A 25,471-nucleotide genomic window follows, 5' to 3' on the forward strand; every position below is an offset into this window, starting at 1 on the left:
CGCGGCCCCGCAGTCCCGGGGCGGGGTGTCCGGTGCTCATTGGTCGCCGGGCACCCGTCGCGCAGGGCATTCCGCATGGAGGATCGATGAACAAGCGAATGCAGATGCAGATGCCGGGGAGGCAGCGGTCGTGAGCGTCTCTGTGAGCATAGTCGTCGCGGCGCCAACGCTGCAGATCACTCGCACGGTGGACACCGCGCTCGGCCTGGTGACCTACCAGGTGGACACCAGGGGCGTTGGCTACGCCGCGGCGAGAGTCACCGATGGGTGGTACTTCGCCTCTGATCCGAAAGCACCGGGGCTCGGCGTCAAAGCCGGCGGGTTGGAGAACCATCCGAACGTCCTGTACTGCTCTCCGGTCGTGGTCTTCGGCCCCGACTTCGCCACGGTGCGTGACGCCGCTTTTCGAGCGTTTCAGTCCGCGTTTTCGTCGCAGATCGACACAGACGAGGAACGCCTCCAATTTGCCCTGAACGGGAAGATCAACGTGCGAAACATGGTGCGCACCGCGTTCCGCGCGGCAGGAGCGAGCGCCGCGGAGGTCGCGACGTGAGTGCTGTCCGCGACGCCCGCGCCGAGCTCGATGCTATCGCCACCGGGCTCGGCCCCGACGAGCTCCGCGTGCTGGTGTTCGTCGCCGGCAGGCTTGCCCACGGTCGCGAAGAGTACGGCGAGCTGCACCTGGCCCGTGACCGCCGGGACTTCCGTCAGGAGCGTGCCGAGGAGCTGGCGGACGCTCTGATCTACTCGGCGTGTGACGAGCTGAGGGCGGCGCTTCGGTGATGGGTGCCTGTGCGTCAAGTATGCGTAACTCCGACGGAACCCATCGTCGCCGGCCCGCCGCACCACCCGCTGGCTTGCCTATGCGCACGCGCATCGCTACCTTGGTCTCAAAGCCCGCAGCAACGTCCGCCGGGGTGCCAGCCGGCGGAAGGGCACCCGGTCGAATGAGGCACGGCCGGGGATGTTGCCTGGCCCCGGCGGATCGCAAGGTCCCCGGGGCTGTCCTTTTGTCACGGTGGAAACTTGGCGCGTTTGGCTCGGAAGGCCGCACGCCAGACGTCGACCGTCACCGGGTACGCCGAAACACACGTGAACGCTTCGCCGGGACCCGGACGCAGCACGACGCGCATGTACTGACCGTCAGGCAGGGGCGGGCCGTGAAGCATCCGCTTCTCTCGGCCACGCGTCGTGCTCGTCCCTGGAACGGAGACCGTATAGCTCGTGATCGCTGGCAACACGCGATCCATGAGGTGGGCACGAGCGAGGTTGAACCGGCGGATCTCCTTCCGGCCGCGTCCGATGGCCCGCGCGACTTGGAGCGCGAGGTCCACCGGAACGTTCCCCGGGTCATCCGAGTAGAGATGAGTTGCATCCGGTTCGAACACGATCGTGACCCGCCGCCCGTGGCAGCCGATCGTGTGAGCGCCTACCAGCCGCTCGCGGTAGTACGCCCGTGCCTCGTCCAGCGTCTCGATGAGCTCGGAGCGCAGTACAACGTAGGACACTGGCTAGACGCGCCCCGACGGCCCATGATGTTGCTAGTCGCTGAACGGCACGACCGTGCCGGAGAACCACCCCGCGGTGGAACCACCTGCCTGTCGGACGTTCGAGGTTTTGATCGCACAGGTGAACCGTTCTCCGGCGTCCGTCTCAAGGATGAAGTAGCCGTCAGGCGGGAGCATCGCGTTTTCCGGTGGCGCCGCGCACGCGAAGGCCGCCCCCATGTTCGTCACCGGACGGTCGATCTGAACGTTCCACACTTCGCAGAACACGGAGCCGTCGGACTGGTGGAGCAATCTCGCCATGGCCGAGTCACGCATGGTGCATCGCCGCAGTCAAGGGGGCGCCGACGGAATCTGACGGGCCGCGCCGCCGCGCCGCGATGGGTGCTGGCGAACCAACTCGGTCGCCGCAATCTGACGCCCGAGTCGGTCGCCTACCTGCGCGGGAAGCTGTACCGGGAGGAGAAGCGGCAGGGCGAACGCACCGACCTAACTTCCGCTCAAAGTGAGCAGAAGTCCGAGGGTACCGATGCGCGACTCTCCGACCAGTTCAAAGCTTCGCCCGCGACCATCCGCCGCGACGCCAAGTTCTCCGAGCAGCTCGACGCGCTTGCGGAAGAACCAACGATCCCACGCGTTTACGCGTCACCCGTACCGAAAACGCGTCAGTTTTGCGTATCGCATTTTCTTTCCCAACGATCCCACGCGTTTACGCGTAACCCACGCGTAGGCAGGTAGACAACGCGTCAATCACGCGTAAAGTGAGGCACGATGCAGCAAGGCCAATACACGGCGCGGTTCAACATGGTGATGCTCCCCGAAGAGCGGGCCATGTTGCAGGCGCTCGCCCGTCAGATCGGGCTCAAGGAGTCGGACGTTGTGCGGCAGATGATCCGACGCGACTACGCCGAGCAGTTCGGCGACAAGAAGCCGGGCAAGCCGAAGCCCAAGTACAACAGCGCCGCCGCTCGTGCGGCGAAACGATGACCCCAACGAAAGTGGCCCTCGCGACGCGGACACGTCGGAGGGCCGTAGCCATAGGATCGGGTACCCAATGACCAAGACGAAACGTAGCACGAAGGCCGCAAAGGCCGCAAAGCCCCGCACGACCAAGCGCAGCGCGAAGCGCAGCACGAAGCGCGGCGTCAAGCTGACGACCGCCGCACGAGACCCCAAGCAGCTCCCGAAGAACTGGCGCCGCCCGCTGGACGGTGCATTCGAGGCGCTACGCGAACACAACATCGGGATCCGCCTGGTGGCCGAGCCGCCGGCGGGCATGACGCAGGCCGAGCTCCGTCGCCACCTGGAGGCGGCCAAAGTGGACGCGCTGATCTACGCCGGGCAGGAGCCCGCTCCGACGAGCTTCGAAGATATGAGGTTGACCAACCGCCCGCTTCACAACGGCTCGGTTGGGCTCGCCGAGGACGCTCCTGTCCTGGACGTCGTGTTGAACATGTTCGTGAGCTACGACGACGACGTTTCCACGCGTCGGTTCACGCCCACGATCATGCGAGCCGTGGCCGATGAACTGGCGCTGATCGAGGTTGCCCCCCGGGACGGCGGGTTTGCGGGCGAGGTTCACCGCGTCGCCTGCCGCGCACGCAACCAGCTGCTCGCCGCCGAGTGGCTGGACGACAAGCTCGAGGCCGCGGAGCGAGCACGCAAGGCGAAGGCGGTGCAGTCGTGAGCCGCACGGCGGATCTCAGGGGCCTGGCGCGAGAGGCGCGCGAGGGCATCCTGACTTCGATCGCCGCGCTGGCGCAGCCGCTCGTCGTCGGCAGCTCTGTCGAGGCCGAGCATCTGCTCGGGCTGTATCAGGCGCTGAGTGCGCTCCAGGCGCTGGACGACGAGCTCGACGTCAGCCAGCCGAAGATCGACGCGTCCGAAACGCCACTCTCCGCGGCCGCCGCCGCGATCGCGCGAAGCGAGGCCGCCAATGGCTGACCGGAGCGCCATCGCTACCCACATCCGGGCGATCCAGAGCGCGGCTGTCGAGGCCGCCGCCAGCGTTGCTCGGCTTGACACGGGCGACGCAGCGAACGACACGGCGCGGCTCATGTGCGACGTGCTGGGCGCCGTCGAGCGGGCGTCGCTGGAGCTGCTCGACGACTTGCCGAGCAACGTCAACACGGAGGTGCGTCATGGCTGACGTGCTCTCCATGGACGGCTTCGCTGCCGCCCGCGCCTTCGGGCTGGACCGGCAGCGGTCGCAGCGCGTGGCGGCCCAGGTGGCCACCGCGGAGGACCTGGACGAGGCGATCACCGTGCTCTGCAGCGAGCTCGTGGCCGCCGCGACGGACGAGCAGGAGGTGGAGCGCCATGGCTGACCCCCGTACCGCCGAAGACCTCGACGCCATCGCGGACCAGCTCTTGGGCGACCTGGAGCAGCTCGACAAGCTGACGTCGCGCGTGAAGGCCGCGATCATCGCCGCGGCGAACCGGGCGCGTCGCCTCGCACAGGAAGCGAAGGAGGCCAGCCGTGGATAGCCTCACGTCACGCCCGAACGTTGCTTGCCAACTGCTCGCGATTCGTGACGCCGCCGTGGAGGCCGCGGCACGGGTTGCACAGCTCGAGATGAGCGAGCATGCCAACGCGGCGGCGCGCGGGGTCTGCGAGATCCTGGGTGCCGTCGAAACCGCATCGCTGCAGCTGCTGGAGTGCCCACCTGCACACCTGGACGAGATCGCGGGAGGTTCCGATGCCTGACCTCGATCGCGTCATCGGTTCGGCGCTGGTGAAGAACGCCGCGGTGCAATTCGTGAATGCAGCCCTTTCCAACGCTGTCGTGCGCCAGCGCTTGGACGACCTGGCCACGGCGTGGCTCGCCGCCAGCGGCGCGGCAGAGCTGGACGACAACACCGAAGCGCCGGCGGTGCTGCCGTTCCCGGGAGGCAACGTCCAGGTACCGGCGAAGTAGCCACCCGCCCCCGCTGCCAGCACAGGGCGCTTGGCACGCGCCCGGGGGCGCCGAAGGAGAGACGAATGGACGACGACTTCGATCTTGGGTTTGGGGAGGACCTCGTGGTGGAGGTCGAGGGCAAGCTGGGCGTGTGGGTTCGCGTTGCGGGCGTGACGTCCCGCATGCTCGCGGACGCGCTGGTGGAGAAGCTCGAGGCGCAGGGGCGCACGGCACGCGTGAGGGAGGCGACCGATGCCGACTGAGCCGATCACCGCCGAGACCTTCCGCCGCCGCTCGTGGGAGTGGTTCAGCCGGGGGAAGGGCTGATGCCCGCCGGAGGCCGCCCCCGCAAGGGCACGTTGGTCTGGCAGAAACGCGGCTGGGCCGCTCGCATCTGGACGCTCGTGGACGACGAGTGGATTCGGGTGACGGTCCCCCTCGGCACCACGAACAAGGTCGTCGCCAAGCGGAAGATGGCGCGCGAGGTGGAGAAGGCGAACGCAGGCGCGGAGGTTGACGCCGCCGAGGCGCAGGCCGTCGAGACGTTCGCGGACGCAGCCACGCGGATCGTCAGCCAGCAGGGCAGGGAAGGCGTGAAGACCTGGCGCGAGCGCTTGTCCACGCTGCAACGACACGTCCCCGAGCACATCCAGTCCAAGCGCATCGACGCGATCCGGCCGGCGGACGTTCGGGAGACGCTCGAAGCGGCGCGCGATGCGGGGCTTTCGAAGCAGAGCGTCATCCACTTGCGCAACGCCATGTCCAGCGTGCTCGATGCACTGTGGCGGGATGAGGTGATCGCGGAGAACCCGGTCAAGCGTGTGCGGGTGCCGAAGGGCTGCCGCGTCGACAACCGGCCGCGAGTGTCGCCGGATGACGACGAGTTTGCTCGGTTCATGGCGTGCGCCGACGTGCCCGAGCATGTGCACCTGATGGCGCTGGCGTCGCGCGCCTTCGGCGGCATGCGCACGAGTGACCTGCACGCGTGGGACTGGAGCCACATCGATACCGAGGCGTTCGCCTTCGCCCAGGTGTACCGCCCCAAGACCGCAGGCGCCGAGAGCGGCCCGGCCATCCTCGAGGAGATCATCTTGCCCGACGTGCTGCGCGGCCCGTTGGTCGCTTGGTGGACACGGTGGGGGAAGCTGACCACCGGTCCGGTGTTCCCCGTGATGGGCGGCAAGCGGGCAGGGGAGCGGCAGAGCAAGCGCAGCCACGCGCGAGACCTGCGTGACGGGTTCTGGGCCGCCGGCGTGCATCGCCCGATGCCTGGCTTTCCCGAGGCGCTGGCGGCGCTACAGCGCGCGACAGAGGCCGTGGAGCAGGCCAGGGGGCAGGGGCGCCGAGCTTGGTGGCAGGCCCAGCGGGACCGCCGGGAGGCCGAGGAAGCTGCGAAGGCGCTGGACGCCATCCAGACCGACAGCCCGACGACCCGGCGCCTGGACTTCCATTCGCTGCGCCGGTCCTACAACACCGCCCTGGCCGCCGCCGGTGTGAACGTCCAGCAAGCCATGGCGCTGGCCGGCCACAAGAACCCCAAGACGCACATGCGCTACGTGCAGCTCGCCCAGCGTGGCCCGCTGACGCAGCCGGAGAGCGCGTTGCCCTTGCTGCCGTCGACGCCGGGGAACGATGCCGGAGTTTTGTCCGTGGCGCGGACAGAACTGGTGGCGGGAAGTGACGTAAGTCCTGGTGACCCCAGCGAGACTCGAACTCGCGTTACCGGCGTGAGAGGCCGATGTCCTAACCGCTAGACGATGGGGCCAGTGGGGGGCGCTGCCGCCCCCCTATGTTTGCTGGGGGACCAGGATTCGAACCTAGATAACAAGAACCAGAATCTTGCGTCCTGCCGTTAGACGATCCCCCAAGTACCGAGAGACGTTGACCGCGAAGGCGACTTTGGGTTGCCACCGGGGTCGACGACTCCGGCACCCCGAGGGGACAAAGCCCCAGCGGGGAGCGCGTAACTAGCGGAATCCGGGGGGGTGCGCAAGAGGATCGCATCAAAGCGCCACCTTGGTGGTTGACGGGGGCCACAAAAGACCTAATTTCCGCGCCTGATTTAAGCCCGATTCTTCGAGGAGGACCGAGTCCCATGAGCAGCAAGGAAATCGTTTTTCACCGCCAGGCCCGTCTGACCATCCGCCACGGCGTGGACGCATTGGCGGACGTCGTCAAGGTCACCCTCGGCCCCAAGGGCCGCAACGTCGCCATCGAGAAGTCCTGGGGCGCTCCGCTCGTCACCAAAGATGGCGTGACGGTTGCCAAGGAGATCGAGCTCAGCGGCAAGCTCGAGAACATGGGTGCCCAGATGGTGCGTGAGGTGGCGTCGCGTACCAACGACGACACCGGGGACGGCACCACCACGGCCACGGTGCTGGCGCAGGCGATCTACGGCAGCGGTCTTCGTCTGGTGGAAGCCGGCGTGCCCGCGATGGAGCTCAAGCGGGGTATCGACCAGGCCGTCGAGGCAGTGGTCGCAGACCTGAAGAAGCAGGCGCGCAAGATCAAGGACAACAAGGACCTCGAGCACATCGCCACGGTCAGCGCCAACGGCGACGAGACCATCGGATCCATGCTCGCGGAGGCGATGGAGAAGGTGACACGCGACGGCGTGATCACGATTGAAGAGGCCAAGGGCACCACCACCGAGGTGGAGGTGGTCGAGGGCATGCAGTTCGACCGCGGCTACCTGTCGCCGTACTTCGTGACGGATCAGGAGAACCTCGTCGTCGAGCTGGAGGACCCCTACATCCTGGTCACCGAGAAGAAGATCAGCGCCATGGCGGACCTGGTGCCGGTGCTGGAGTCCATCGCGCGTCAGGGTGCGCCGCTGGTGATCATCGCCGAGGACGTGGAAGCGGAAGCGCTGGCCACGCTGGTGGTGAACAAGCTCCGCGGCGTGCTCAAGGTGGCCGCGGTGAAGGCGCCGGGCTTCGGGGATCGCCGCAAGGAGATGCTCAAGGACATCGCCACGCTGACCGGCGCCACGCCCTTCATGGAGGACCTGGGGCGTAACCTGGACAGCGCCACCCTCGAGGATCTCGGTCACGCGGGCCGCCTCACGATGGACAAGGACAACACCACCATCGTGAACGGCAAGGGCGACAAGTCCGCCATCAACGGTCGCATCGAGCAGATCCGTCGTCAGATCGAGGACACCAGCAGCGACTACGATCGCGAGAAGCTGGAAGAGCGCCTCGCGAAGCTCTCCGGCGGCGTCGCCGTGGTGCGCGTGGGCGCCGCCACGGAGCTCGAGATGAAGGAGCGCAAGGCCCGCGTGGAGGACGCTCTGGCGGCCACGCGCGCGGCGGTGGAAGAGGGCGTGGTGCCCGGCGGCGGCGTTGCGCTCTTGCGCGCTTCCGCCGTGATCAAGGACCTGAAGCTCAAGGACGACCAGCGTCACGGCGCCAACATCGTGGCCCGCGCCTGTGAGGCCCCGCTGCTCCACATCGCCCAGAACGCCGGCCTGGAGGCCAAGGTGGTGGTGGAGAAGGTCCGCGAGGGCAAGGGGACCTACGGCTACGACGCCCGCAAGGACCGCTACGGCGACATGACCGACTGGGGCATCATCGACCCCATGAAGGTCGTGCGCGTGGCGCTGGAGAACGCCGCGAGCGTCTCCGGCCTGCTGCTCACCACGGAGTGCGCCGTGTTCGACGCCCCGCAGCCGGAAGCGCCTGCGCCCGGTGGGGACATGGGCGGCATGGGCGGCATGGGTGGCATGGGCGGTATGGGCGGCATGGGCGGCATGGGCGGCTTCGGCATGTGAGGCCGCCTCGGGGGCGCCAAGGCTGGGGGCGGTTTTGACCGCCTCCAGCGCTGCGAGATACACTTCGCGGAGATGCCACTCGTTGGCAGCGCCCCCGAGCTCGTACCCCCCGCGTGGGTGGTCCTTTTGGCCCATACGAACATCCAGGTCCACCCATGGAGCTCCGAGTCATAGGCTGCCACGGCGGCGAGACGCCGCGACACCGCACCAGCGCGTTCGTGTTGGACGAACGCATAGCGGTGGACGCGGGCTCGCTCACCAGCGGAATGGACCTCAAGCTCCAGTTCCGTCTGAGCGCCGTGCTCGTCAGCCACGCGCACCTGGATCACATCCGCGATCTCGCGACCATCGCCGACAACCGCTGCCAGGCGGAGTGCGAGCCGCTGGTGGTCGCCGCCAGCCGCGGCACCATCCGCGCACTGAAGAAGCACTTCTTCAATAACCTCATCTGGCCGGACTTCTCGGAGATCCCGAGCAAGGCCCAGCCCACGATCCAGTTCGTGGAGCTCAAGCCGGAAAAGCCTCAAATCATCGCGGGGTACGAGGTCGAGAGCGTGATGGTGGATCACACCATCGAGTCCGCTGGGTTCATCATCCGCGGCAAGGACGCGACCCTGGCGTACAGCGGGGACACGGGCCCCACGGACCGCATGTGGGAGCTGCTCAAGAAGGAGCAGAACCTCAGGGCCATGCTCATGGAGGTCAGCTTTCCGAATCGGGAGCAGAAGCTCGCGACCGTGAGCGGGCATCACACGCCCCGCACGCTACAGAAGGACCTGACCAAGTTCGGCAATCCCAAGGATTTGCCGACGCTGCTCTATCACATCAAACCGGTGTTCCAGAACGAGGTGGAACAGGAGTGCGCCAAGCTCAAGGGCGTGAACCTGACCGTGATGGGCATCGGCGATCAGTTCGTGCTCTGAATCAATAGCGGCGCTGCAGGGGCTGGGGCGGCGGTGGGGATATCGGCATCGGCGCCGGCGGCCCAGGGACCATCGGGGGCTCGGGCGGCTTCGGGCCGGGCGTGCCCGGCAGCTCCGGGGGCGGCGGATAGGGGCCCTCCGGCGGCCGCCCGGGCGGCTCTGGACCCGGAGGCGGGCGCGGTCCCGGGATCGGCCCCGGCGGCGGAATCGGACCAGGGCTTGGACCCGGCCCAGGCCCGGGATGTGGCGGAGGCAGCGGCTCGGGACCCGAGGGCGGCGGCGGCAGCGGAGCGGACGTGTCATCGCTGGGCTCGGCACAGCGGATCAAGAAGCTCTCGGTGGTCTGCGTCACGCCGTGGATCTGGTCGCGGTCGCCGCTGACGCTGCTGGTCGTGCGCGAAGAGCTGTCACCAATGACGTAGCCCTTGGGGCACAGCTCGTGGGCCTTCGCGTAGCAGTCCGCCTTGCTCTCGACGCACTCCACGAACCACCAGTCCTCGCGTCCGTCCGGTCCCGCCGCCGGCGTCGCCCGCACCGTCCAGCAGCCCGCGAGCGATAACGCCAGCAGGCTACCCAGCACGGCCTTCCGATAACCGCTCATGGCCCCAAGTGTCCGCGTTTCTTCCGGGCTTCGCCAGGCCACCCCTGGGCCCAGCCCGATCCGTTTAGTTAACATAATGTATCTTATGCGATCTCATTAAGGTGGGAAGCGAAGGCGGTTCTCGGGCTTCCCCGCAAGCATGTCGGTCCGCCGCGGAACCTCCCGCAGCGGACGTCCAAGCTCAGCCGTGCGGCGGCGTGACGTACAGGCTCAGCAAGTTGCCGTGGTTGGTCAGCACGAAGCCGCGGCGTCCATACGCCGCCGGCGTGGAGCTCGAGCCGTCCGTCAGGTGCAGTCCGTCGATGATGCTGCCGTCGATCGGAGACACCAGGAACACGCCGAGCTTGGTCGTGCTCACCAGCAGCGCGCCCTCGAGCGCCACCGGCTTGGACACGCCGCCTTCCGGCAACGGCGCTCGCCACGCTTCTTGACCGGTCTCCGGATCCAGCGCCCACAGTCCCGTGGTTCCGGTGGACGCCAAGAGCAGCTTCCGCGCCGGAACCCTGGGCCCCACGCCGTCGCGCGGCGCGTGGGCCGGCTGGCTCCAGAGCGTCACGTCGCTCACGCCGGTCACCGCCGGGTTCGCCCACACCTGGGTCCCCGTGTCGGCGTCCAGCGCGTACACGCCGCCCTGATAGCTGCCTACGTAGACCACCGGTCCGGCCTCGATGTTGTCCGGGATCGGCGTGGTGTCCACGTCCAAGTACGTTGGGATTTCCCCCAGCGCTTGCTCGGCCTCGGCGGACAGATCCACCGGCTGCCAGCGCTCGTCGCCGGTGCGGGCGTCGAAGGCCGTGACGTTGCCGTCGCTGAACGCGACGTACACCTTGCCGCGCCACACCGTGGGCCCGGCATAGCCCGCCACTTCCATGCCCAGCGCGGGCGTGCGGTGCTGGGTCCAGATCGGCTTGCCGCTGCGCGCTTCCAGCGCCAGCACGGTGTCGTTGGCGTTCACGGCGTACACCACGCCGTCCTGCACAACGGGGCGCCGAGCCACCTCGGCGTTGGTGGCGAAGCGCCACAAGAGCCGCCCATCTCGGGCGCTCACCTTGTACAGCGCGCCGTCGTTGGAGCCGAAGTACACGACGTTCTCGCCGGGCACGTAGAGCGGCGCGCATTGCACGAAGCCGAGGGTCTCGAAGCGCCACAGGACGGTGCCATCCGCCGCGGAAATGGCGTACAGGCCGCGGTCGCTGGAGCCCACGAACAGGCGCCGATGCTCGATGTCGAGCTCCGGCTGCCCGCGCTCGTAGGGCTCGCCCACCTTGCGGGATTCGGCGAGGATCGGACGCTCGTACACCACGTCCAAGGACCAGCTCGGCCGATAGCGCCAGGACGGCACTTCGGGGTTGGCACCGGAGCGCACGGAGTCGCAGCCGAACGTCGCCGTGGCCACGAGCGCCGCGGCGACCAGGGCTCGCTTCACGGAGCCCCCGAGGGGGCCGGCGGCGGGACCTTCGGTAGCATCTTCTGCGCGTCTTCCACCTGCTTGCCGAGGTCCTTGGCGCCCTTGCCCATGTCCTCCAGCATCTTCTGCAGCTTGCGCGGGTCCTTGAGGATCTGTTCCTTCAGCTCGTCGATCTGCTCCGGCGTGTAGCCCGCCGCCGACGGCTTCCGCGCTTGGCTCGGATCGACGACGCCCAAGAGATCCTGCGAAGCCCGCTCGAGGTAGCTCTCGTTACCGTAGGCGGACTTGTCCTTGGACATCTGCTCCTTGACCTTGCCGAGCAGCTCCTTGGCCTTGTCGTTCTTGCCCGCCGCCGCTGCCAGCCGGGCCTCGTGATAGAGCCCCAGGGCCTTGAAGCCCTCCCCGCTGGTCCCCTGCAGTTCCTTGAACGCCGAAAGCGCGCCGTCGGTGTCGCCCTTGGCTTCCAGCGACAGGCCGATGCCTTCGATGGAGCGTCCGAGCACGTCGTCGTCGTGCTTCGCCAGCGCGGAGGTCTTCACCTCTTCGTAGCTGGTCTTGGCTTCATCGTACTTGGCGCTGTCGTACTGCACTCCCGCCAGGCCCAGCTTGGCGAGGATCGCGGTACCCGAGCCCTTGTCGATGTTCGCGGCTTCTTCGTAGGCCTTCTTCGCCGCGTCCAGGCGTTCCTGGGCGGTGGCGAAATTCGGGCGATCGTCCTCGGGCATCCCGGGGGGCGTGATCTGCGGCGCTCCGACGCGGCCGAGCTCTGCTTCCACGCCGGTGATCAGCGTGTCCGACGCCTTCTCTTCCGTCTTGTTCTTGCGCCAGGAGTAGATCTGCCAGCCGATGCCGCCGACCAAGGCGGCGATCACGACCCACTGCACCACGTTGAAGTTCTTCTTCACCCAGGTGGTGGCGGCGTGGGTGCCCCGCGCGAGGGCATCGTCCACCATCTCGCCGGCATCCAGGCCCTGCGCCGCCGCAACTTCTCGCTCGCGCTTGGCGCGGCGCCGCGCGGCCGCGGCCGCCCGCAGGCGCTTGTTGCGGTCCTTGATGTCCTCGGGCGAATCGTCGTCGGAAGCGCGCTTTTTCTTCTTCTTTTTCTTCTTGGACGACGCCGCGGGCTTGGCGGCCCGCTCTTCGTCCTCGTCGTCGTCTTCGTCGTCGCCAGCGTCGACCACGGGGGCGCTGTCATCGTCGCCCTCGTCGTCGTCGCTCTCGTCGTCGTCTTCGGCGTCGGCCTCCGCGGCAGGCTCTTCGGCCTCGTCGTCGTCGCGCTCTTCTTCCTCTTCGAGCGCGTCGTCGTCGCGCTCTTCTGCTTCGGCCTTGGCTTGCTCCGCGCGGCGTCGCGCTCGGCGGGACTGCTTGGTGTCTTCCTCTGCCACCGACTTCTCCAAATTCGCCCGGGATCCTGGGCCGGGCGCCTCTATAGCACCCCCAGGCTCGTCGCAAGAACCCCCCTCAGGGCTCCTCGTCCGACCCGCCGTCCGGAGCGCCGCCGTCCGGGTGCCACGGCTTCGGTGCCGGGGGCGGCAGCTCGTCCGCCAAGGGCACCAGGGCAATGGCAGCGATCTCCACGTGGCGGTCTGCAAACACCACCAGCCGCACCCCACCCCCGGGCTTGGCGCCCAGGGACTTTGGCGCCAGCGCGTAGACCTCGCGCCAGGTGTCGGAGATGGGGACCGGGATCCGAAGCGTGCGCTCGCGGTCCAATCGCGGGAGATCTCGGACCTTTATCGGCTCACCTTTACGGTTGTATCTGATGTTGTTGAGAGGCGGTGCGACGTATGCGGTGCCCGTCTCGCCCCGTGCCCGCGCCAATACCAACACCCTGATCCCGGACCCGTTGCCCCCCTTCGGCACCACCACCGTGACCCCTACCCCGAGCCCCGCGTGGCTCTCGAGGCGCTTGCGGTCGTGCTCGTCGGGGCCGCCCACGTTGGGGAGGATCTTGGCCTTCATCGCCACCTCCAGGCCGTTGGGCAGCGGGTCCGGAACGCCGAGGAAGCGCACCAGGGGCTTGGCCATCTCCGCCTCGGCGCCGAGGTGCACCAGGGCATCGGCGATGGCCACTCGAGCGCCTTGGTAGCGCTCCTTGCCCAGGGCCTTGGCCAGCGGCACCCGGGCGACGTCGTCGCCGATCTTGGACAGACAGGCCGCGATGTAAGGCCGCAGGCGCACGTCACCGAGGCTCTGTACCAGCGGCCACACGGCGTCCTTGGAGCGGATGGTCGCGAACGCGTCCAGGAGCTCCCGCGAGCGGTCGTAGTCCCGGGCCTTGTCGTCCTTCCACCAGGCGATCAGGATGCCCTCGCCGCGCTTGTCACCGCTCTCCGCCAGCGCCAGAGCGGCGAGGCGCCGCCAGCGCAGGTCGTCGGACTTCACCAGCTCGAACGCCAGGGGCGCCCCCTGGTCCATGCGTGTGAGGGCCAGCGCGGCCCAGCGCTTCACGGTCTCGTCCTCGTCGCGGCTCAGCGCCAGCCTGAGCGCCGGCGCCGTCTCGGGCCGGGCCAGCTGGAACAACAGCTCCGCCGCCTTGCGGCGGATGGCGACGTCGGCGTCGTCGAGCAGCGGTGCGATGTCCGGCGCGGCGTCCCCGTCCCCCGTCACTCCGCGGAGGATCGCCGCCGGCCAGCCGCGGCCTTCCGCTCGCAGGCCCCGAACCTCGTAGCGGCCATGGCTGGCGGACATCTGCCGCAGCCGTTCCCGCATCTGGCTGAATCGCTCACCGTTCTCCGGCGCCACGTCGCGCTGTTCCTTCGGGTCCGTGCTGACGTCGTACAGCCGACAGGCGCCCACCTTGCGCTGACACACGAGGCGCCAGGGCCCCTCCGCGAGCAGCGCCTGCTCCTCGGTCTCCGCCAGCGCCAACCCCGCTTCGGGCTCGCGCTTCTTTGCCAGCAGCGCGCCGAGGTCTCGCCCGCGCATGCGCGCCGGTCGCGGGATGTCCAAGGCGCCCAGCACCGTGGGCAACAGATCCACGGACTGCACCGTCTCGGAGATGCGCCGCGGCGGGAGCACTTCCGGCGCGTCGATCACCAGCGGCACCCGCACCTGCTCTTCGTACACGCTGCTGCCGTGGTAGCGGCCACCGTGCTCGCCGAACTCTTCCCCGTGATCCGCCGTGACGATCACCACGCCCTTGGGGCTTCGCTTGCGAAACGCTGCCACCAGCTTCCCCACGGTGTGGTCCGCGAAGGCGATCTCGGAGTCGTAGCGATCCACGTCGCGATCCCCGAAATCGTGCCCCGGGTGGGCTTCGTAGGGCTCGTGGGGCGCGAACAGATGCACCCAGGCAAACACGTGTTGGTCCGGCCGCAGGCCGAGGAGGTAGCCCTCCACCTGCTGGGCCCGGGCGTCCCCCTCCAAGAACTCCGTCTTCACGTATTCGAAGCCCAGATGGGTGTCCCGGAAGTGGGTGAAACGCCGCGGATCGATGAAAAACACCGCCGGCGGGTAGAAGCCCCCGGTGCGATAGCCGTAGGTGCGCAGCAGCGACGCCCAGGTGTCCGAGTCCTCCCCCGCTCCCTGCAACAGCAGCGGCCGCATGTACTTGCCGGTCATCATGGAGGTGACCGAGTACGAGGTGTGGGGCGTGGCGCAGTAGGCGTGCTCGAACACCACGCCGCTCTTGGCCAGCCGATCGATGTTCGGCGTCGTCGGTCGCGAGTAGCCGTAGGCGCCCACGTGGTCCGCGCGCAGGGCGTCGATGCTGATGAGCAGCAGGTCCCGGCCGCGCCAGTCGAGGGGCGAGCGGTTGGAACGGGCCGCGAGCATCTCGCCGCAGCTCGCGTCCACGCAGCTCTCGGCGGAGATCGGCGGCGGTGGTGCAAGCAGCGCTGCCGTGCGCACCAGCTCCGCGCCCAGCGGCGCGTGCTCGAGCATCCACAGACGGAAGTTATCGAAGCGTGCGAGGCGCAGCGCCGCGGGCCGCGCCGCCACCAGGGCCACCAGTCCGACGACGCCGGCCAGCGCCATCCAGCGCGCCCGGTCCCTCGGGGCTCCGGGCGAGAGCGCCCCCGCGCAGGCCGCCGACAGCGCCGCGAGGGCCGCGAGCGTCAGGTGGAACGCGGGATACAGCCGAACGAGCAAGAGCTGGTTGGCGATCTCGAGAGCGATGGCGACCCCGACGAAGCCGAGGGCGACGGCCTCGGGGCGGCCCCGGTGGAGCCGCTGGAGCGCGGGCGCCAGGGCGTAGGTGCCAGCGGCCGCCACGAGGGCGACGAGCGCCGCGAAGCCGCCGCGCGTGGACAGCGTGGCGAGGTGGCGGCCACCGCCCACACCCCAGGCCGCTGCGCCTGCCGCGAGGGCCGCCGCGACGGCAAGCACGGCGCGCACCCGCACGTCCGCCGACTGTCGCAGCGCAGACGAAAGCAGCGCGCCCAGCGCCCCGGCGAACACCGCGCCGAGCAGCATCAACGGCAACAGCCACAAGAGGCCGAACTGCAGCTCCCAGACGCTGGCGACCTCGGAGCGATGCAGCACGCCCACCACCAGGAGCTCCACCATCAGCGCCAAGAACGCCGCCGCCATCGCCCGCAGCGTCATCCCGCTTCCTCCCGCGCGGCGAGCTCGGGAGCTCGTGCCACGAAGGCCTTGAGCGCCGGGTGCTGCGACAGCTCGGGGTCGTCCCGGGTGAGCGCGCGTACGTCCTCCGCGATCCGCTCGAGCCATGGCGCGTCCGCGAAGGCGTCCAAGAACTCGAGCCCTGACTCCCCGCTCTGCCGCGTGCCCGACAGATCTCCGGCGCCCCGTTGCGCGAGATCCGCCCGCGCAACGTCGGCCCCGCGCTCGGTGCGTTCCAGCGTCTCGAGGCGTTGCTCGGCGAGCTCCGTCAACGGCTCGTCGTGCACCAGCAGACAAGTGCTCGGTCGCTGCGAGCGACCCACGCGACCCCGCAGCTGGTGCAGCTGCCCCAAGCCGAAGTGCTCGGCGCCGTCGATCACCATCAGCGTGGCCTGGGGCACGTCGATGCCCACCTCAACCACGCTGGTGCCCACCAGCACGCGCGCCTGACCGGAGCGAAAGCGCGCCAGCGCAGCGCGACGCTCCGCGACGGGAAGCCGCGCGTGGGCCAGCACCACCTGGTCGCCGAACGCCTTCCGCAGCTCTTTGTCGCGCTCGGTGGCGCTGGGGCCGTCGTCGTCTTCGTCGTCGGCATCGATGCGGGGACACACCACGAAGGTGTTTTCGTCCCGTTCGATGGTTTCTCGAATGATTGTTGGTACGTCGCGGAACCACGCGCTGCGGACGACCCGACGCGTGACGACGGGGCGACGGCCCGGCGGCAGCTCCCGGAGCTCGCTCGTCTCGAGCTCGCCGCGGAGTGCGAGCGCGAGGGTCCGCGGGATGGGCGTCGCGCTCAAGGTGAGCAGGTGCGGATCTCGCCCGCGCGCCACGGCGAGCCGCTGCGCCACGCCCAGGCGCTGTTGCTCGTCCACCACCACGAGCCCGAGCCGCGCCGGCTCGAGCCCCTCGCCCAGCAAGGCGTGGGTGCCGATCAGCACGTCGATGTCATGCTCTCGAAGGGCCGACAGCACGGCGCGGCGCTCCGCCGCGGGCGTCGCCCCGGTGAGCACCGCCGTGCGCGCGCCGACGGCCCGCGTCAGCGCGTCCGCCGCGATCCCGTACTGGTCCGCCAGGGCGGTGGTGGGCGCGAAGATCAACGTCTGCGCGCGGGCGGCGTGGGCCTGCGCCGCGGCAGCGAGGGCGACCCCGGTCTTGCCCGCGCCGACATCACCCAAAAGCAAACGACGCATGGGCTCCGGACCTGCCAGGTCCTGAGCGATCTCGGCGATGGCCTGGTCTTGCGACGCCGTGAACGTGAAGCCCAGCGCGGATTCCAGCGCTCGCACCGCCTTTGGCGCCGGCGGCAGGCCGGGCGCGGTGGCGCGGAGCTCTTGTCGGCGCTGGGCGCGAAGCCAGGTCCGCGCGAACGCCTCCGCCCACGCCAGGTGCTCGCGGGCGGCGCGGAGCTCGCTCACGGCGACGGGCGCCGCGGGACGATGAATGCGCTCGAGATCCAGCGGCGCGAAACCTTCTCGCAGGGCGATGGCGGCGGGCACAGGATCCGCGCTGCCGTTGGCTTCGAGGGCTTGCTCCAAGAAGTGTCGCAGCCGCTCGCCGCTCACGCCGCTCACCCGCGGATAGCGCGGCACGATCTTGGGCGCGTCGTCCAGCCACAGATCCGGATGCGCCATCATGGCGCCAGGGCCGCGCTTCGGCGGGGCCACGCGGCCGGCGAGCACGCACGCGGCCCCCGGCTTCGCCCGCGCCAAGATGCCGTGGGCGGCAAAGAACCAAAAGGCCGTGAGCCGCGCGTCGTCCTCCCCCGCGATCTCCACCCGCAGCATGCGTCGTCGGCGGCGTCCGGGAACGAAGCTCGCGCGCTTCACCGTGCCCTTCACCACCAAATGGGGACGACGCGGCGCCCGCTCCACCGCTTCGGCGACCGTCACGGCTTGCTCGCGGTCGTCGTAGCTCCGCGGCAAGAGCCACAGAAGATCCGCCACGGTGGCGAGGCCGGCCTTGTCGAAGGTGTTTGCCAGCGCCGGCCCCACCCCCGAAAGGTGCGCCAGGGGCGCAGCGATGGTGAGCGGCTGGGACACGCGACTCGGGGCGCGACCGCGAAGAGGCCGCGCGAGCTCGGTCAGGAAAACTCCACGTCGACCACTTCGTACTGACGCAGGCCGCCCGGAAGCTTCACCTTGACCTCGTCCCCCGGCTCCTTGCCGATCAGGGCCCGCGCCAAGGGCGCAGAGACACTGATGCTACCCGAGTCGATGTCGGCTTCGTCGGCCCCCACGATCTGGTAGGTGACCTCTTCTTCCGTCTCGATGTTGGCGAGCGTCACCCGGGCACCGAAGCGGATCTTGGTTCCATCCAGCTTGCTGGGGTCGATCACTTCCGAACGGGCCAGCTTGTCCTCGATGTCCTTGATGCGAGCTTCCACCATGCCCTGCCGTTCCTTGGCAGCGTGGTACTCGGCGTTCTCGCTGAGATCGCCGTGCTCCCGGGCGACACCAATCTCCCGCGAGATCTTGGGGCGCTCCTCCTTCAGCCGCGCGAGCTCGTCCTTGAGCTTCTGCGCGCCTTGGGGCGTCATCGGAACTTTCTCGGTCATGGGAGGCCCAAGCTACCTCAGCCCCGAGCCCGATCAAGGCCCCAGATCGCCGATCAACCGCTCCGCACCGCCGCGTGCGGGTCCGGCGCCGTGAGCGAGGCCCAGGCCGGCACTTCCCTGCGAAGCTTGGCATAGAGGATGCCCGCGATGTGCCGCGCATACGGCGAGTAGGGCACGTACACGTCCGGTTCCCAGAGCTCCGCGGTCAAGGGCAGCTCGCCGGAGCGTTCGCCGAGCAACGCCGCCAGGGCATCCTCGAAGTCGTCCATGGTGGGATAGCGATTGCGCGGCAGCTTGCGCATGGCGGTCAGCACCACGGCGTCGAAGCGCGCGTCCAGCTCCGCCACCCGCTCCGACGGCGGCGTGGGGGGCGTCAACAGGTGCTGCGCGAGGAGCTCGGCGTGCTCGCCCTCGAAGGGCAGCTCGCCGACGGCCATGCGGTAGAGCACCACGCCGAGACCATAGATGTCCGTGCGCGGGCCGGTCTTGTCGCTCACCGTCTGCTCCGGAGCCATGTAGTTCATGGTCCCGACGGCCACGCCCTGAGCGGTGAGCCCCGTTTCCCCGACGGCGCGGGCGAGCCCGAAATCCAAGAGCTTCACGGCGTAGGGATCCCCGCGCTCCCCGACCAGGAAGATGTTGTCGGGCTTCACGTCGCGGTGAACGATGCCCTGGGCATGCGCGGCTTCCAGAGCGGAGGCGACGTGCCAGGCGATGCTCAGGCACTGCCGGGGCGGCAGCCGCGGCTCGCGTCGCAGGCGATCCCCCAGGGACTCTCCGAACAGGTACTCCATCACCACGTAGGGCGTGCGGTCCGTGCGTTGCCCCGCGTCCAAGATGCGGATCACCGCCGGGTGCAGCAGACGCTCCGTGAGGCGGATCTCCTTCAGCAGGCGATCGGCGGCTTGCCGGGCTTGGGAGTTGTCGAGGACCTTCACCGCCACCGGCTGCTTCGTGAGCATGTCCTCGGCCAGGTACACCCGCGCCATCGCGCCCTTGCCGATGTACCCGCGCACCATGTAGCGCTTGCTGTACACCGCCGGCTCGGCAGGCTCGAAGTCGAGCAGCGAAAGCTCGGAGACGTCTTGGAGCGCCTCGCCATCGAAGGGGCAATGGCGCGCCCCGGGGGAAGCCCGACCACGGTGACAGCGAGGACAGATCATCCGCTCCCCTAACGTCTCCTGCCTGGTTCGAGGCTGCAAGCCGTTCCTCCCCTGGCAAAAATGGCGGAAAAAGCAGGCCCCCCGCCGTCGGGAGCTTGCCAGCGCTCGGCCGAGCCGCTACCACGCCGAGCCGAGCCCAACATGCGTCGCGCTCTCGCCTCCTTGCTCGTGTTTTCCGCCCTCGGCGCGGCCGCCTGTGGCCCCAAGAAGCCGGCGGACAACCCCCTGCACTACACGGAGAACGCCAAGCGCGCCTACGACGAGGCCTTGGACGCCTTCTTCGATCACGACTGGGAGCTGACCATCGAGCTGATGAAAGAGGTCAAGCGCAAGTACGGCTACAGCCGCTACGCCCGCTTGGCGGATCTCCGCATCGCCGATGCCATGTATCACCAGGAAAAGTTTCCGGAGGCGATGGGCGCCTACAAGGCCTTCGTCCACGACTACCCGAACGATCCCGAAGTGCCCTACGCGCGCTATCGCGTCGCCAAGAGCTTGTTCGAGCAGTCGAGCCAGTCGATCTTGCTGCCGCCGCTGGAAGAGCGCGATCTCGCCAGCGTGCACGACGCCTACACCACCATTCAGGCGTTCCTGCAGGACTACCCGACGTACAAGCACAGCCGGGAGCTCGAGTTCATGCTCGAGAGCGTGGCCGGACTCCTGGCGCGGCACGAGCTCTACGTCGCGCGCTTCTACCTGAACGAGGACAACTTCGAAGCGGCGGTGGCCCGCTGCCAGTACGCTCTCCGCCACTACGAGGGCTCGGGGCTCGAAGCCGAAGCCATGGTGCTTCTGGGCGAGACCTACATGAAGATGAAGCATCGGCGGAAGGCCCGGGCCGTGCTGGAGCAGATGCTGGCCTTGTATCCCGACAGCCCCTTCGTGCTGCCGGCGAAGAACTTCTTGAAGCTTCTCGGCGGCAACCCGGAGTCCATTCGGCCGGCGCCCCCGGAGGCGACGGCACCGCTGGGAGCCAAGGCAGCCCCCGAGTCGCTGGAGTGAGGGAGGGTCCGTGGCGAGTGAACCGCAGATCTTGAGCACGGTCTCGCCGACCGTGCTGGTGGTGGACGACGAAAAGAACATCCGGCGGACCCTGGAGATGGTGCTCTCCGGCGAGGGCTACCGAGTGCTGGAGGCGGGCTCGGCGGAAGACGCCCTGGCCACCCTGAAGAACCCGGCGCTGCCCGTGGACCTGGCCATCTTCGACCTCAAGCTGCCGGGCATGAGCGGGCTGGATGCCCTCTCCACGCTGCGCGCGGACGACGCCACCAAAGACGTCCCCGTGATCGTGATCAGCGGTCACGCCACGGTGCACGACGCCGTGGCCGCCATCAAGCTCGGCGCCAGCGACTTCTTCGAGAAGCCGCTCAACCGCGAGCGCGTGCTGGTCAGCGTCCAGAACTGCATCCGCACCGCCCGGCTCAGTCGCACCGTCGAGCAGATGCGCGAGGAGCTCGAGACCCGATACGAGATGATCGGGACGAGCACTGCGATGCAGAAGCTCTACCAGGAGATCGACAAGGTCGCTCCCACCAAGGCCAGCGTGCTGATCACCGGGGAGAGCGGCACCGGCAAGGAGCTGGTGAGCCGCGCGATCCACCGGCTGAGCCCACGCAAGGACGAGCCCTTCATCAAGGTCAACTGCGCCGCGATCCCGCGGGAGCTGATCGAGAGCGAGCTGTTCGGCCACGAGAAGGGCTCCTTCACCGGCGCCCAGGCCCGCAAGCGGGGCTTCTTCGAGCAGGCCCACGGCGGAACGCTGTTCCTCGACGAGATCGGCGACATGGATCTGGCGGCGCAAGCCAAGGTGCTGCGCGCGCTGCAAAACGGCGAGGTCGTCCGGGTCGGCTCCGAGCACGTGATCCAGGTCGACGTGCGGGTGCTGGCCGCCACCAACAAGGATCTGGCCAAGGAAGTCTCCGACGGAAACTTCCGCGAAGATCTCTTCTTCCGCCTGGACGTGTTCCCCATCCGCGTTCCCGCGCTTCGAGATCGCTCCGGCGACATATCCATCCTGGCGGAGTCTTTCGTGAAGGCGTTCTGCAAGGAGAACGGCCTGCGCATCAAGCGCATCGACCCGTCGGTGATGGAGGCTCTCGCTCGCCGCAAGTGGCCCGGCAACGTGCGCGAGCTCAAGAACGTGGTGGAGCGCGCGGCGATCCTGTCGAGCGACGTCATCACCATCGCGGACCTGCCGGAGGATCCCCACGCCAGCCCCTTCGACGAGGACGACAGCGACGCCGAGACCTCCGGCACCCACGCCATCGCCGTGCCCTCCCCCGCGGTCAGCGACTCCGGAGAGCGCCTCACGCTGCGCGAGTACCGCGAGTCCGCGGAGCGCGCCTACATCGTGGCCACCCTGCAAGCGTTCGACTGGAACATCTCCAAGACGGCGGTGGCGCTGGGGGTGGAGCGCACCAACCTGCACAAGAAGATCCGCGCCTATGGCATCAAGCGCGGTGAGGGCTGATACGCGAGAGCGGGGGGACCTCCGAGGCGACGGGGATCCCGCGCCCCTCCGCGTGGACGGCAACGGCCCCGCGGTGCTCGCCATCCACGGCTTCGGCGGCACGCCGCAAGAAGTGGCGCTGGTGGTGGAAGCTGCTCAGGCCGCCGGCCTCGCCGCCCACGCACCGTTGCTCGCGGGGCATGGCACCACCGTCGCCGCGCTGGCGGCCTCGCGCTGGGAGGATTGGGCCGAAAGCGCCGAGCAAGCGCTAAAGAGCGTCACCCAGGAGCACGACCGCGCCATCGTCGTGGGCCTGTCTCTGGGCAGCCTGCTCGCGACTCATCTCGCCCTGTCCCGCCCCGAGCGCGTGGTCGCCCTCGGTCTCCTCGCCAACGCGTTCTGGTTGATGTCGCCGTTCCCGTCCTGGGCCTTGGCCGCCGTGGATCGCTTCGGCATCCCGGACTTCTCCTTGCCCAAGGTCACCGCCGACATCGCCGATCCCGAGGCTCGCCGCACTCACCTCACGCTCTCCGCGCAACCGGTCCACGCCGCCGTGGACGTTTGGAGCGCGGGCAAGCGCCTGCGTGAGCGGCTCGGCGAGCTGCACTTCCCCACCCTCATCCTCCACGGCGCGCGCGATCGCGTGTGCCCCTCCGCCAACGCCGGCCGCGTCGCTGCGCGCCTGGGCACCACGGACCCCAAGGTGCGCGTCCTGTGGCGATCGCGTCACATCATCACTCGGGACCTCGAGCGCGCCCTGGTCCGCGAAGAGCTCGTCGAGTTCTTTCTGCGCCTTCGGTGATTCGCCTTCGGCGAATCACCTCCGGGATTCTTCTACACCACTGCTGGCCGCAACGCCCTGCGACTCTTCCATCCGGTAGACAAGCCGGCGCCCGGCCTCGCCGGGTTCTCCTCGGAGATTCGCCTTTGGCGAATCACCTCGGGGATTTTTCTACACCGCTCCGACCTGCAGCGCCTCGCGACCTCTCCATCCAGAAGAGAAGCAGGCGCCCGGCCTCGCCGGGTTCTCCTCGGAGATTCGCCTTTGGCGAATCACCTCGGGGATTTTTCTACACCGCTCCGACCTGCAGCGCCTCGCGACCTCTCCATCCAGAAGAGAAGCAGGCGCCCGGCCTCGCCGGGTTCTCCTCGGAGATTCGCCTTTGGCGAATCACCTCGGGTTTTTTCTACACCGCTCCGACCTGCAGCGCCTCGCGACCTCTCCATCCAGAAGAGAAGCAGGCGCCCGGCCTCGCCGGGTTCTCCCTCGCCTCTCAATTCCGATACGTGATCTGATCGTGCCAAAGTCGGATGAAGTGGTTCCAGCTGCTGGGGCCCCATCCCCAGCAGCGAGTGACGCGATGGCGTTTGACGCTCACCGGTAGCCGGTGACGCGATGGCGTTTGACGCTCACCGGTAGTAGGTGACGCGATGGCGTTTGACGCCGGTAGCAGGTGACGCGATGGCGTTTGACGCCGGTAGCCGGTGACGCGATGGCGTTTGACGCCGGTAGCAGGTGACGCGATGGCGTTTGACGCCGGTAGCCGGTGACGCGATGGCGTTTGACGCCGGTAGCCGGCGACGCGATGGCGTTTGACGCCGGTAGCAGGTGACGCGATGGCGTTTGACGCCGGTAGCAGGTGACGCGATGGCGTTTGACGCCGGTAGCCGGTGACGCGATGGCGTTTGACGCCGGTAGCAGGTGACGCGATGGCGTTTGACGCCGGTAGCCGGTGACGCGATGGCGTTTGACGCTCACCGGTAGCAGGTGACGCGATGGCGTCTTGGGCTCTTGGCGGCGAGTGAGCCGGCTCGCTCGCCGGGCGCGGCTTGTGGTGCACTCGCCTCCGCGTCTGGATGTTGGTTCGGCGCGGAACCTCGCGGGCCGCTTCGTGTTGTCCAACATGCCGAGGCGCGCCGAGGCGCGCCCTTGCGGACGCTGCGCGCATCCGCCACGGGACGAGCGCAGCGCCGTGGCGCGCGTCGCGAGGTTCCGCGGCGCCCCGACAATACCCGTCAGCCGCCGGTGGAGCCGTAGCCGCCGGCGCCGCGCTCGGTGTCGTCGAGCTCTTGTGCAACGGTGATCTGGACGCGAGTGACGGGTGCGATCACGAGCTGCGCGATGCGCGCGAGAGGCTCCACGGCAAAGGGCTCGGCGCCGTGGTTGATGAGCACGATGCCCACCTCCCCGCGGTAGTCGCTGTCGATCGTGCCGGGGCTGTTGACGATGGAGATGCCGCCCTTGAGAGCCCAGCCGCTGCGGGGGCGCACCTGTCCCTCGAACCCCGGGGGAATGGCCAGAGCCAGGCCCGTCGGGATCAGTCGGCGTTCGCCGGGGGCGAGCAGCACGGCGCTCTCGAGAGCCGCGCACAGATCCAAACCCGCGGAGCCCGGGGTCTGATAGCGCGGCAACGGCACCTCGACGGCGCCGACCCGCTTCACGCGAAGCTCCGGCATCAGAGCTCCGCGAAGCGCCCGCTCTTGAGCGTGGCGTCGAGCAGTTGCCGCACGCGTTGCTCGAGCTGGCGCGCTTGCTGATCCGGGATCTGCGCCAGCGCCGTCTTGATCTCGCCCAGCGCCTTGAGCTGACTGAAGAGCTGGAGATCGCTCGGCGGCGCGGCGCCCGTGAGCACCTGGCGGATGCGGTCGATCTCGGCGCCGAGCGCTTCCACGCCCACGCCCAGCGCACCCACCCGGCGGCGATCCGGATGCTCGCGATAGAACGCCTCCAGCACCGGCTGCACGATTTGCTCGAGGATCGGCGCCTGGTCCTCGGCGTTCCAGATGTGCTTGAGCACGAACAAGTCCGAGTTGTCGGCCTGGGAGCGGCCGTCCAAGTAGGCGCTGGCGGCGAACAGCTTGAGCATCTTCACCACGCGCCGGTCGCTGATGCTGATGCCCTCGGCGCGGATCTGGAAAATGAGCCCCTTGTAGCTGCTCAAAAAGCCTTCGGAGAAGCTCAAGCGCTTGGCCAGATCCTCCGTCATGGCGTGGATGTCCTTGGCGCTCACCAGCGGCTGCACCTTGGCGCGGCGGAGCTTCTTGACCTCGTGGTTCACGCCCAGCTGCAAGAGCTCGTTGAAGTGATAGGCGTCGAGGTTGTCGCTGCGGATGCGAAGCAGGAAGCGATCGAAGAGCGCGCTCAGGGACTCGTCGCTGGGCACCTCGTTGCTGGCACCAAAGGCGCTGATGAGCGGCGTCTCGATCACCTGCCCGCCGGAGGAATAGATACGCTCGTTCAGGAGCGTGAGCAGCGCGTTCAAGATGGCGCTGTTGCTCTTGAACACCTCGTCCAAGAACACGATCTCCGCTTCTGGAAGCATGTTGGCGGTGCGCCGCTGGTAGTGGCCGTCGCGAAAGGCCTGGATGTCCACCGGACCGAAGATCTCGTTCGGCTCCGTGAAGCGCGTGAGCAAATACTCGAAGTAACGCGCGTCGAGCAGGTGCGCGAGGTTACGGAGCAGCGCGCTCTTGGCGGTGCCCGGCGGGCCGATGAGCACGGCGTGCTCCCGCGCCACCACGGCGATCAGCAAGAGGCGAATCACCTCGCTCTTGCCCAAGAACTGCGAATCCAGGGTTTCTGCGACCTGGCGCAGGCGTGCCGAGAGGTCCGTGCTCATGTTCGTG

At 68.5% G+C, this 25,471-nt stretch carries 27 protein-coding genes, 2 tRNA genes and 1 pseudogene; 17 read left to right on the forward strand and 13 right to left on the reverse strand.

The features are described 5' to 3' along the window. Positions 1 to 130 precede the first annotated feature (130 nt). The gene (locus H6717_28475) at positions 131 to 553 is read left to right on the forward strand and encodes a hypothetical protein (GenBank protein MCB9581000.1); all 423 of its coding nucleotides are present in this window, start codon (positions 131 to 133) and stop codon (positions 551 to 553) included. Then, on the forward strand, positions 550 to 783 hold the full coding sequence (locus H6717_28480) for a hypothetical protein (GenBank protein ID MCB9581001.1): 234 nt from the start codon (positions 550 to 552) through the stop codon (positions 781 to 783). The genes H6717_28475 and H6717_28480 overlap by 4 nt, the downstream gene beginning before the upstream one ends. Before the next feature lie 230 nt (positions 784 to 1,013). Here H6717_28480 and H6717_28485 read toward each other — a convergent pair whose 3' ends face one another. Both H6717_28485 and H6717_28490 read right to left on the reverse strand, forming a co-directional pair. Further along, complete coding sequence (locus H6717_28485) at positions 1,014 to 1,508, reverse strand: hypothetical protein (protein MCB9581002.1); 495 nt, start codon at positions 1,506 to 1,508, stop codon at positions 1,014 to 1,016. 33 nt (positions 1,509 to 1,541) lie between these two features. Further along, positions 1,542 to 1,808 (reverse strand): hypothetical protein, encoded by a 267-nt coding sequence (locus H6717_28490; protein ID MCB9581003.1) that lies wholly within the window; start codon positions 1,806 to 1,808, stop codon positions 1,542 to 1,544. 468 nt (positions 1,809 to 2,276) lie between these two features. Between H6717_28490 and H6717_28495 the strand changes: the two genes are divergently transcribed. From H6717_28495 to H6717_28540, 10 genes and pseudogenes are all read left to right on the forward strand, one after another. After that, on the forward strand, positions 2,277 to 2,492 hold the full coding sequence (locus H6717_28495; GenBank protein ID MCB9581004.1) for a hypothetical protein: 216 nt from the start codon (positions 2,277 to 2,279) through the stop codon (positions 2,490 to 2,492). 67 nt (positions 2,493 to 2,559) lie between these two features. Continuing rightward, positions 2,560 to 3,192, forward strand: a complete 633-nt coding sequence (locus H6717_28500) for a hypothetical protein (protein ID MCB9581005.1) — start codon at positions 2,560 to 2,562, stop codon at positions 3,190 to 3,192. Further along, complete coding sequence (locus H6717_28505) at positions 3,189 to 3,449, forward strand: hypothetical protein (protein MCB9581006.1); 261 nt, start codon at positions 3,189 to 3,191, stop codon at positions 3,447 to 3,449. Before H6717_28500 ends, H6717_28505 begins: the two co-directional genes overlap by 4 nt. Continuing rightward, complete coding sequence (locus H6717_28510) at positions 3,442 to 3,654, forward strand: hypothetical protein (GenBank protein MCB9581007.1); 213 nt, start codon at positions 3,442 to 3,444, stop codon at positions 3,652 to 3,654. The genes H6717_28505 and H6717_28510 overlap by 8 nt, the downstream gene beginning before the upstream one ends. After that, positions 3,647 to 3,832, forward strand: a complete 186-nt coding sequence (locus H6717_28515; protein ID MCB9581008.1) for a hypothetical protein — start codon at positions 3,647 to 3,649, stop codon at positions 3,830 to 3,832. Before H6717_28510 ends, H6717_28515 begins: the two co-directional genes overlap by 8 nt. After that, positions 3,825 to 3,992, forward strand: a complete 168-nt coding sequence (locus H6717_28520) for a hypothetical protein (GenBank protein ID MCB9581009.1) — start codon at positions 3,825 to 3,827, stop codon at positions 3,990 to 3,992. The genes H6717_28515 and H6717_28520 overlap by 8 nt, the downstream gene beginning before the upstream one ends. Continuing rightward, complete coding sequence (locus H6717_28525; GenBank protein MCB9581010.1) at positions 3,985 to 4,212, forward strand: hypothetical protein; 228 nt, start codon at positions 3,985 to 3,987, stop codon at positions 4,210 to 4,212. Before H6717_28520 ends, H6717_28525 begins: the two co-directional genes overlap by 8 nt. Then, positions 4,205 to 4,423 carry a hypothetical protein gene (locus H6717_28530; GenBank protein MCB9581011.1) on the forward strand — a complete coding sequence of 73 codons (219 nt, stop codon included), beginning with the start codon at positions 4,205 to 4,207 and terminating at the stop codon, positions 4,421 to 4,423. The genes H6717_28525 and H6717_28530 overlap by 8 nt, the downstream gene beginning before the upstream one ends. A gap of 65 nt (positions 4,424 to 4,488) precedes the next feature. Then, positions 4,489 to 4,668: a hypothetical protein gene (locus tag H6717_28535; GenBank protein MCB9581012.1), complete on the forward strand. Its 180-nt coding sequence runs from the start codon at positions 4,489 to 4,491 to the stop codon at positions 4,666 to 4,668. 63 nt (positions 4,669 to 4,731) lie between these two features. Then, a pseudogene (locus H6717_28540) lies at positions 4,732 to 5,973 on the forward strand (site-specific integrase). A 122-nt stretch (positions 5,974 to 6,095) separates the two neighbouring features. Here the strand turns inward: H6717_28540 and H6717_28545 are convergent. Both H6717_28545 and H6717_28550 read right to left on the reverse strand, forming a co-directional pair. Further along, a tRNA-Glu gene (locus tag H6717_28545) sits at positions 6,096 to 6,170 on the reverse strand. A gap of 31 nt (positions 6,171 to 6,201) precedes the next feature. Further along, positions 6,202 to 6,272, reverse strand: a tRNA-Gln gene (locus H6717_28550). 228 nt (positions 6,273 to 6,500) lie between these two features. Between H6717_28550 and groL the strand changes: the two genes are divergently transcribed. Both groL and H6717_28560 read left to right on the forward strand, forming a co-directional pair. Then, positions 6,501 to 8,177 carry a chaperonin GroEL gene (gene groL, locus H6717_28555; GenBank protein ID MCB9581013.1) on the forward strand — a complete coding sequence of 559 codons (1,677 nt, stop codon included), beginning with the start codon at positions 6,501 to 6,503 and terminating at the stop codon, positions 8,175 to 8,177. Between the two features lie 155 nt (positions 8,178 to 8,332). Continuing rightward, positions 8,333 to 9,100, forward strand: coding sequence for a 3',5'-cyclic-nucleotide phosphodiesterase (locus H6717_28560; GenBank protein MCB9581014.1), 768 nt, complete (start codon positions 8,333 to 8,335; stop codon positions 9,098 to 9,100). A gap of 1 nt (position 9,101) precedes the next feature. Here H6717_28560 and H6717_28565 read toward each other — a convergent pair whose 3' ends face one another. The 7 genes from H6717_28565 to H6717_28595 form a co-directional block, all read right to left on the reverse strand. After that, positions 9,102 to 9,701 (reverse strand): hypothetical protein, encoded by a 600-nt coding sequence (locus H6717_28565; GenBank protein MCB9581015.1) that lies wholly within the window; start codon positions 9,699 to 9,701, stop codon positions 9,102 to 9,104. A 181-nt stretch (positions 9,702 to 9,882) separates the two neighbouring features. After that, positions 9,883 to 11,097: a PQQ-binding-like beta-propeller repeat protein gene (locus H6717_28570; protein MCB9581016.1), complete on the reverse strand. Its 1,215-nt coding sequence runs from the start codon at positions 11,095 to 11,097 to the stop codon at positions 9,883 to 9,885. Positions 11,098 to 11,123: 26 nt separating this feature from the next. Then, a complete protein-coding gene (locus tag H6717_28575) occupies positions 11,124 to 12,494 on the reverse strand; it encodes a hypothetical protein (protein MCB9581017.1) in 1,371 nt (456 codons plus the stop codon). A 76-nt stretch (positions 12,495 to 12,570) separates the two neighbouring features. Beyond that, positions 12,571 to 15,657 (reverse strand): sulfatase-like hydrolase/transferase, encoded by a 3,087-nt coding sequence (locus H6717_28580; protein ID MCB9581018.1) that lies wholly within the window; start codon positions 15,655 to 15,657, stop codon positions 12,571 to 12,573. Continuing rightward, positions 15,654 to 17,717: a DEAD/DEAH box helicase gene (locus H6717_28585; GenBank protein MCB9581019.1), complete on the reverse strand. Its 2,064-nt coding sequence runs from the start codon at positions 17,715 to 17,717 to the stop codon at positions 15,654 to 15,656. The genes H6717_28580 and H6717_28585 overlap by 4 nt, the downstream gene beginning before the upstream one ends. A 41-nt stretch (positions 17,718 to 17,758) precedes the next feature. Continuing rightward, on the reverse strand, positions 17,759 to 18,232 hold the full coding sequence (greA, locus tag H6717_28590; GenBank protein ID MCB9581020.1) for a transcription elongation factor GreA: 474 nt from the start codon (positions 18,230 to 18,232) through the stop codon (positions 17,759 to 17,761). A gap of 53 nt (positions 18,233 to 18,285) precedes the next feature. Continuing rightward, the gene (locus tag H6717_28595; GenBank protein MCB9581021.1) at positions 18,286 to 19,395 is read right to left on the reverse strand and encodes a serine/threonine protein kinase; all 1,110 of its coding nucleotides are present in this window, start codon (positions 19,393 to 19,395) and stop codon (positions 18,286 to 18,288) included. Positions 19,396 to 19,536: 141 nt separating this feature from the next. Here H6717_28595 and H6717_28600 point away from each other — a divergent pair, with 141 nt between their 5' ends. From H6717_28600 to H6717_28610, 3 genes are all read left to right on the forward strand, one after another. Continuing rightward, a complete protein-coding gene (locus H6717_28600; GenBank protein ID MCB9581022.1) occupies positions 19,537 to 20,397 on the forward strand; it encodes a tetratricopeptide repeat protein in 861 nt (286 codons plus the stop codon). A gap of 97 nt (positions 20,398 to 20,494) precedes the next feature. After that, the gene (locus H6717_28605; protein ID MCB9581023.1) at positions 20,495 to 21,865 is read left to right on the forward strand and encodes a sigma-54-dependent Fis family transcriptional regulator; all 1,371 of its coding nucleotides are present in this window, start codon (positions 20,495 to 20,497) and stop codon (positions 21,863 to 21,865) included. Next, positions 21,855 to 22,646, forward strand: a complete 792-nt coding sequence (locus H6717_28610; GenBank protein MCB9581024.1) for an alpha/beta fold hydrolase — start codon at positions 21,855 to 21,857, stop codon at positions 22,644 to 22,646. The genes H6717_28605 and H6717_28610 overlap by 11 nt, the downstream gene beginning before the upstream one ends. A gap of 1,214 nt (positions 22,647 to 23,860) precedes the next feature. Here the strand turns inward: H6717_28610 and dut are convergent. After that, positions 23,861 to 24,301 carry a dUTP diphosphatase gene (gene dut / locus H6717_28615; GenBank protein ID MCB9581025.1) on the reverse strand — a complete coding sequence of 147 codons (441 nt, stop codon included), beginning with the start codon at positions 24,299 to 24,301 and terminating at the stop codon, positions 23,861 to 23,863. Beyond that, the gene (locus H6717_28620) at positions 24,301 to 25,464 is read right to left on the reverse strand and encodes an AAA family ATPase (GenBank protein ID MCB9581026.1); all 1,164 of its coding nucleotides are present in this window, start codon (positions 25,462 to 25,464) and stop codon (positions 24,301 to 24,303) included. Before H6717_28620 ends, dut begins: the two co-directional genes overlap by 1 nt. Between the last annotated feature and the right edge of the window lie 7 nt (positions 25,465 to 25,471).

Source organism: Polyangiaceae bacterium (assembly GCA_020633235.1).
In the GTDB taxonomy this organism is placed as follows: Bacteria; Myxococcota_A; Polyangia; order Polyangiales; family Polyangiaceae; genus JACKEA01.

What these genes read in the sequence shown, in the direction of transcription:
- H6717_28605 (MCB9581023.1), top strand. Translation starts at nt 20,495, where the DNA reads ATGGTGCTCTCCGGCGAGGGCTACCGAGTGCTGGAGGCGGGCTCGGCG.
- H6717_28560 (MCB9581014.1), top strand. Translation starts at nt 8,333, where the DNA reads ATGGAGCTCCGAGTCATAGGCTGCCACGGCGGCGAGACGCCGCGACAC.
- H6717_28500 (MCB9581005.1), top strand. Translation starts at nt 2,560, where the DNA reads ATGACCAAGACGAAACGTAGCACGAAGGCCGCAAAGGCCGCAAAGCCC.
- dut (MCB9581025.1), bottom strand. Translation starts at nt 24,301, where the DNA reads ATGCCGGAGCTTCGCGTGAAGCGGGTCGGCGCCGTCGAGGTGCCGTTG.
- H6717_28520 (MCB9581009.1), top strand. Translation starts at nt 3,825, where the DNA reads ATGGCTGACCCCCGTACCGCCGAAGACCTCGACGCCATCGCGGACCAG.
- H6717_28580 (MCB9581018.1), bottom strand. Translation starts at nt 15,657, where the DNA reads ATGACGCTGCGGGCGATGGCGGCGGCGTTCTTGGCGCTGATGGTGGAG.
- H6717_28595 (MCB9581021.1), bottom strand. Translation starts at nt 19,395, where the DNA reads ATGATCTGTCCTCGCTGTCACCGTGGTCGGGCTTCCCCCGGGGCGCGC.
- groL (MCB9581013.1), top strand. Translation starts at nt 6,501, where the DNA reads ATGAGCAGCAAGGAAATCGTTTTTCACCGCCAGGCCCGTCTGACCATC.
- H6717_28530 (MCB9581011.1), top strand. Translation starts at nt 4,205, where the DNA reads ATGCCTGACCTCGATCGCGTCATCGGTTCGGCGCTGGTGAAGAACGCC.
- H6717_28620 (MCB9581026.1), bottom strand. Translation starts at nt 25,464, where the DNA reads ATGAGCACGGACCTCTCGGCACGCCTGCGCCAGGTCGCAGAAACCCTG.
- H6717_28490 (MCB9581003.1), bottom strand. Translation starts at nt 1,808, where the DNA reads ATGGCGAGATTGCTCCACCAGTCCGACGGCTCCGTGTTCTGCGAAGTG.
- H6717_28510 (MCB9581007.1), top strand. Translation starts at nt 3,442, where the DNA reads ATGGCTGACCGGAGCGCCATCGCTACCCACATCCGGGCGATCCAGAGC.
- H6717_28515 (MCB9581008.1), top strand. Translation starts at nt 3,647, where the DNA reads ATGGCTGACGTGCTCTCCATGGACGGCTTCGCTGCCGCCCGCGCCTTC.
- H6717_28600 (MCB9581022.1), top strand. Translation starts at nt 19,537, where the DNA reads ATGCGTCGCGCTCTCGCCTCCTTGCTCGTGTTTTCCGCCCTCGGCGCG.
- H6717_28495 (MCB9581004.1), top strand. Translation starts at nt 2,277, where the DNA reads ATGCAGCAAGGCCAATACACGGCGCGGTTCAACATGGTGATGCTCCCC.
- H6717_28535 (MCB9581012.1), top strand. Translation starts at nt 4,489, where the DNA reads ATGGACGACGACTTCGATCTTGGGTTTGGGGAGGACCTCGTGGTGGAG.
- H6717_28565 (MCB9581015.1), bottom strand. Translation starts at nt 9,701, where the DNA reads ATGAGCGGTTATCGGAAGGCCGTGCTGGGTAGCCTGCTGGCGTTATCG.
- greA (MCB9581020.1), bottom strand. Translation starts at nt 18,232, where the DNA reads ATGACCGAGAAAGTTCCGATGACGCCCCAAGGCGCGCAGAAGCTCAAG.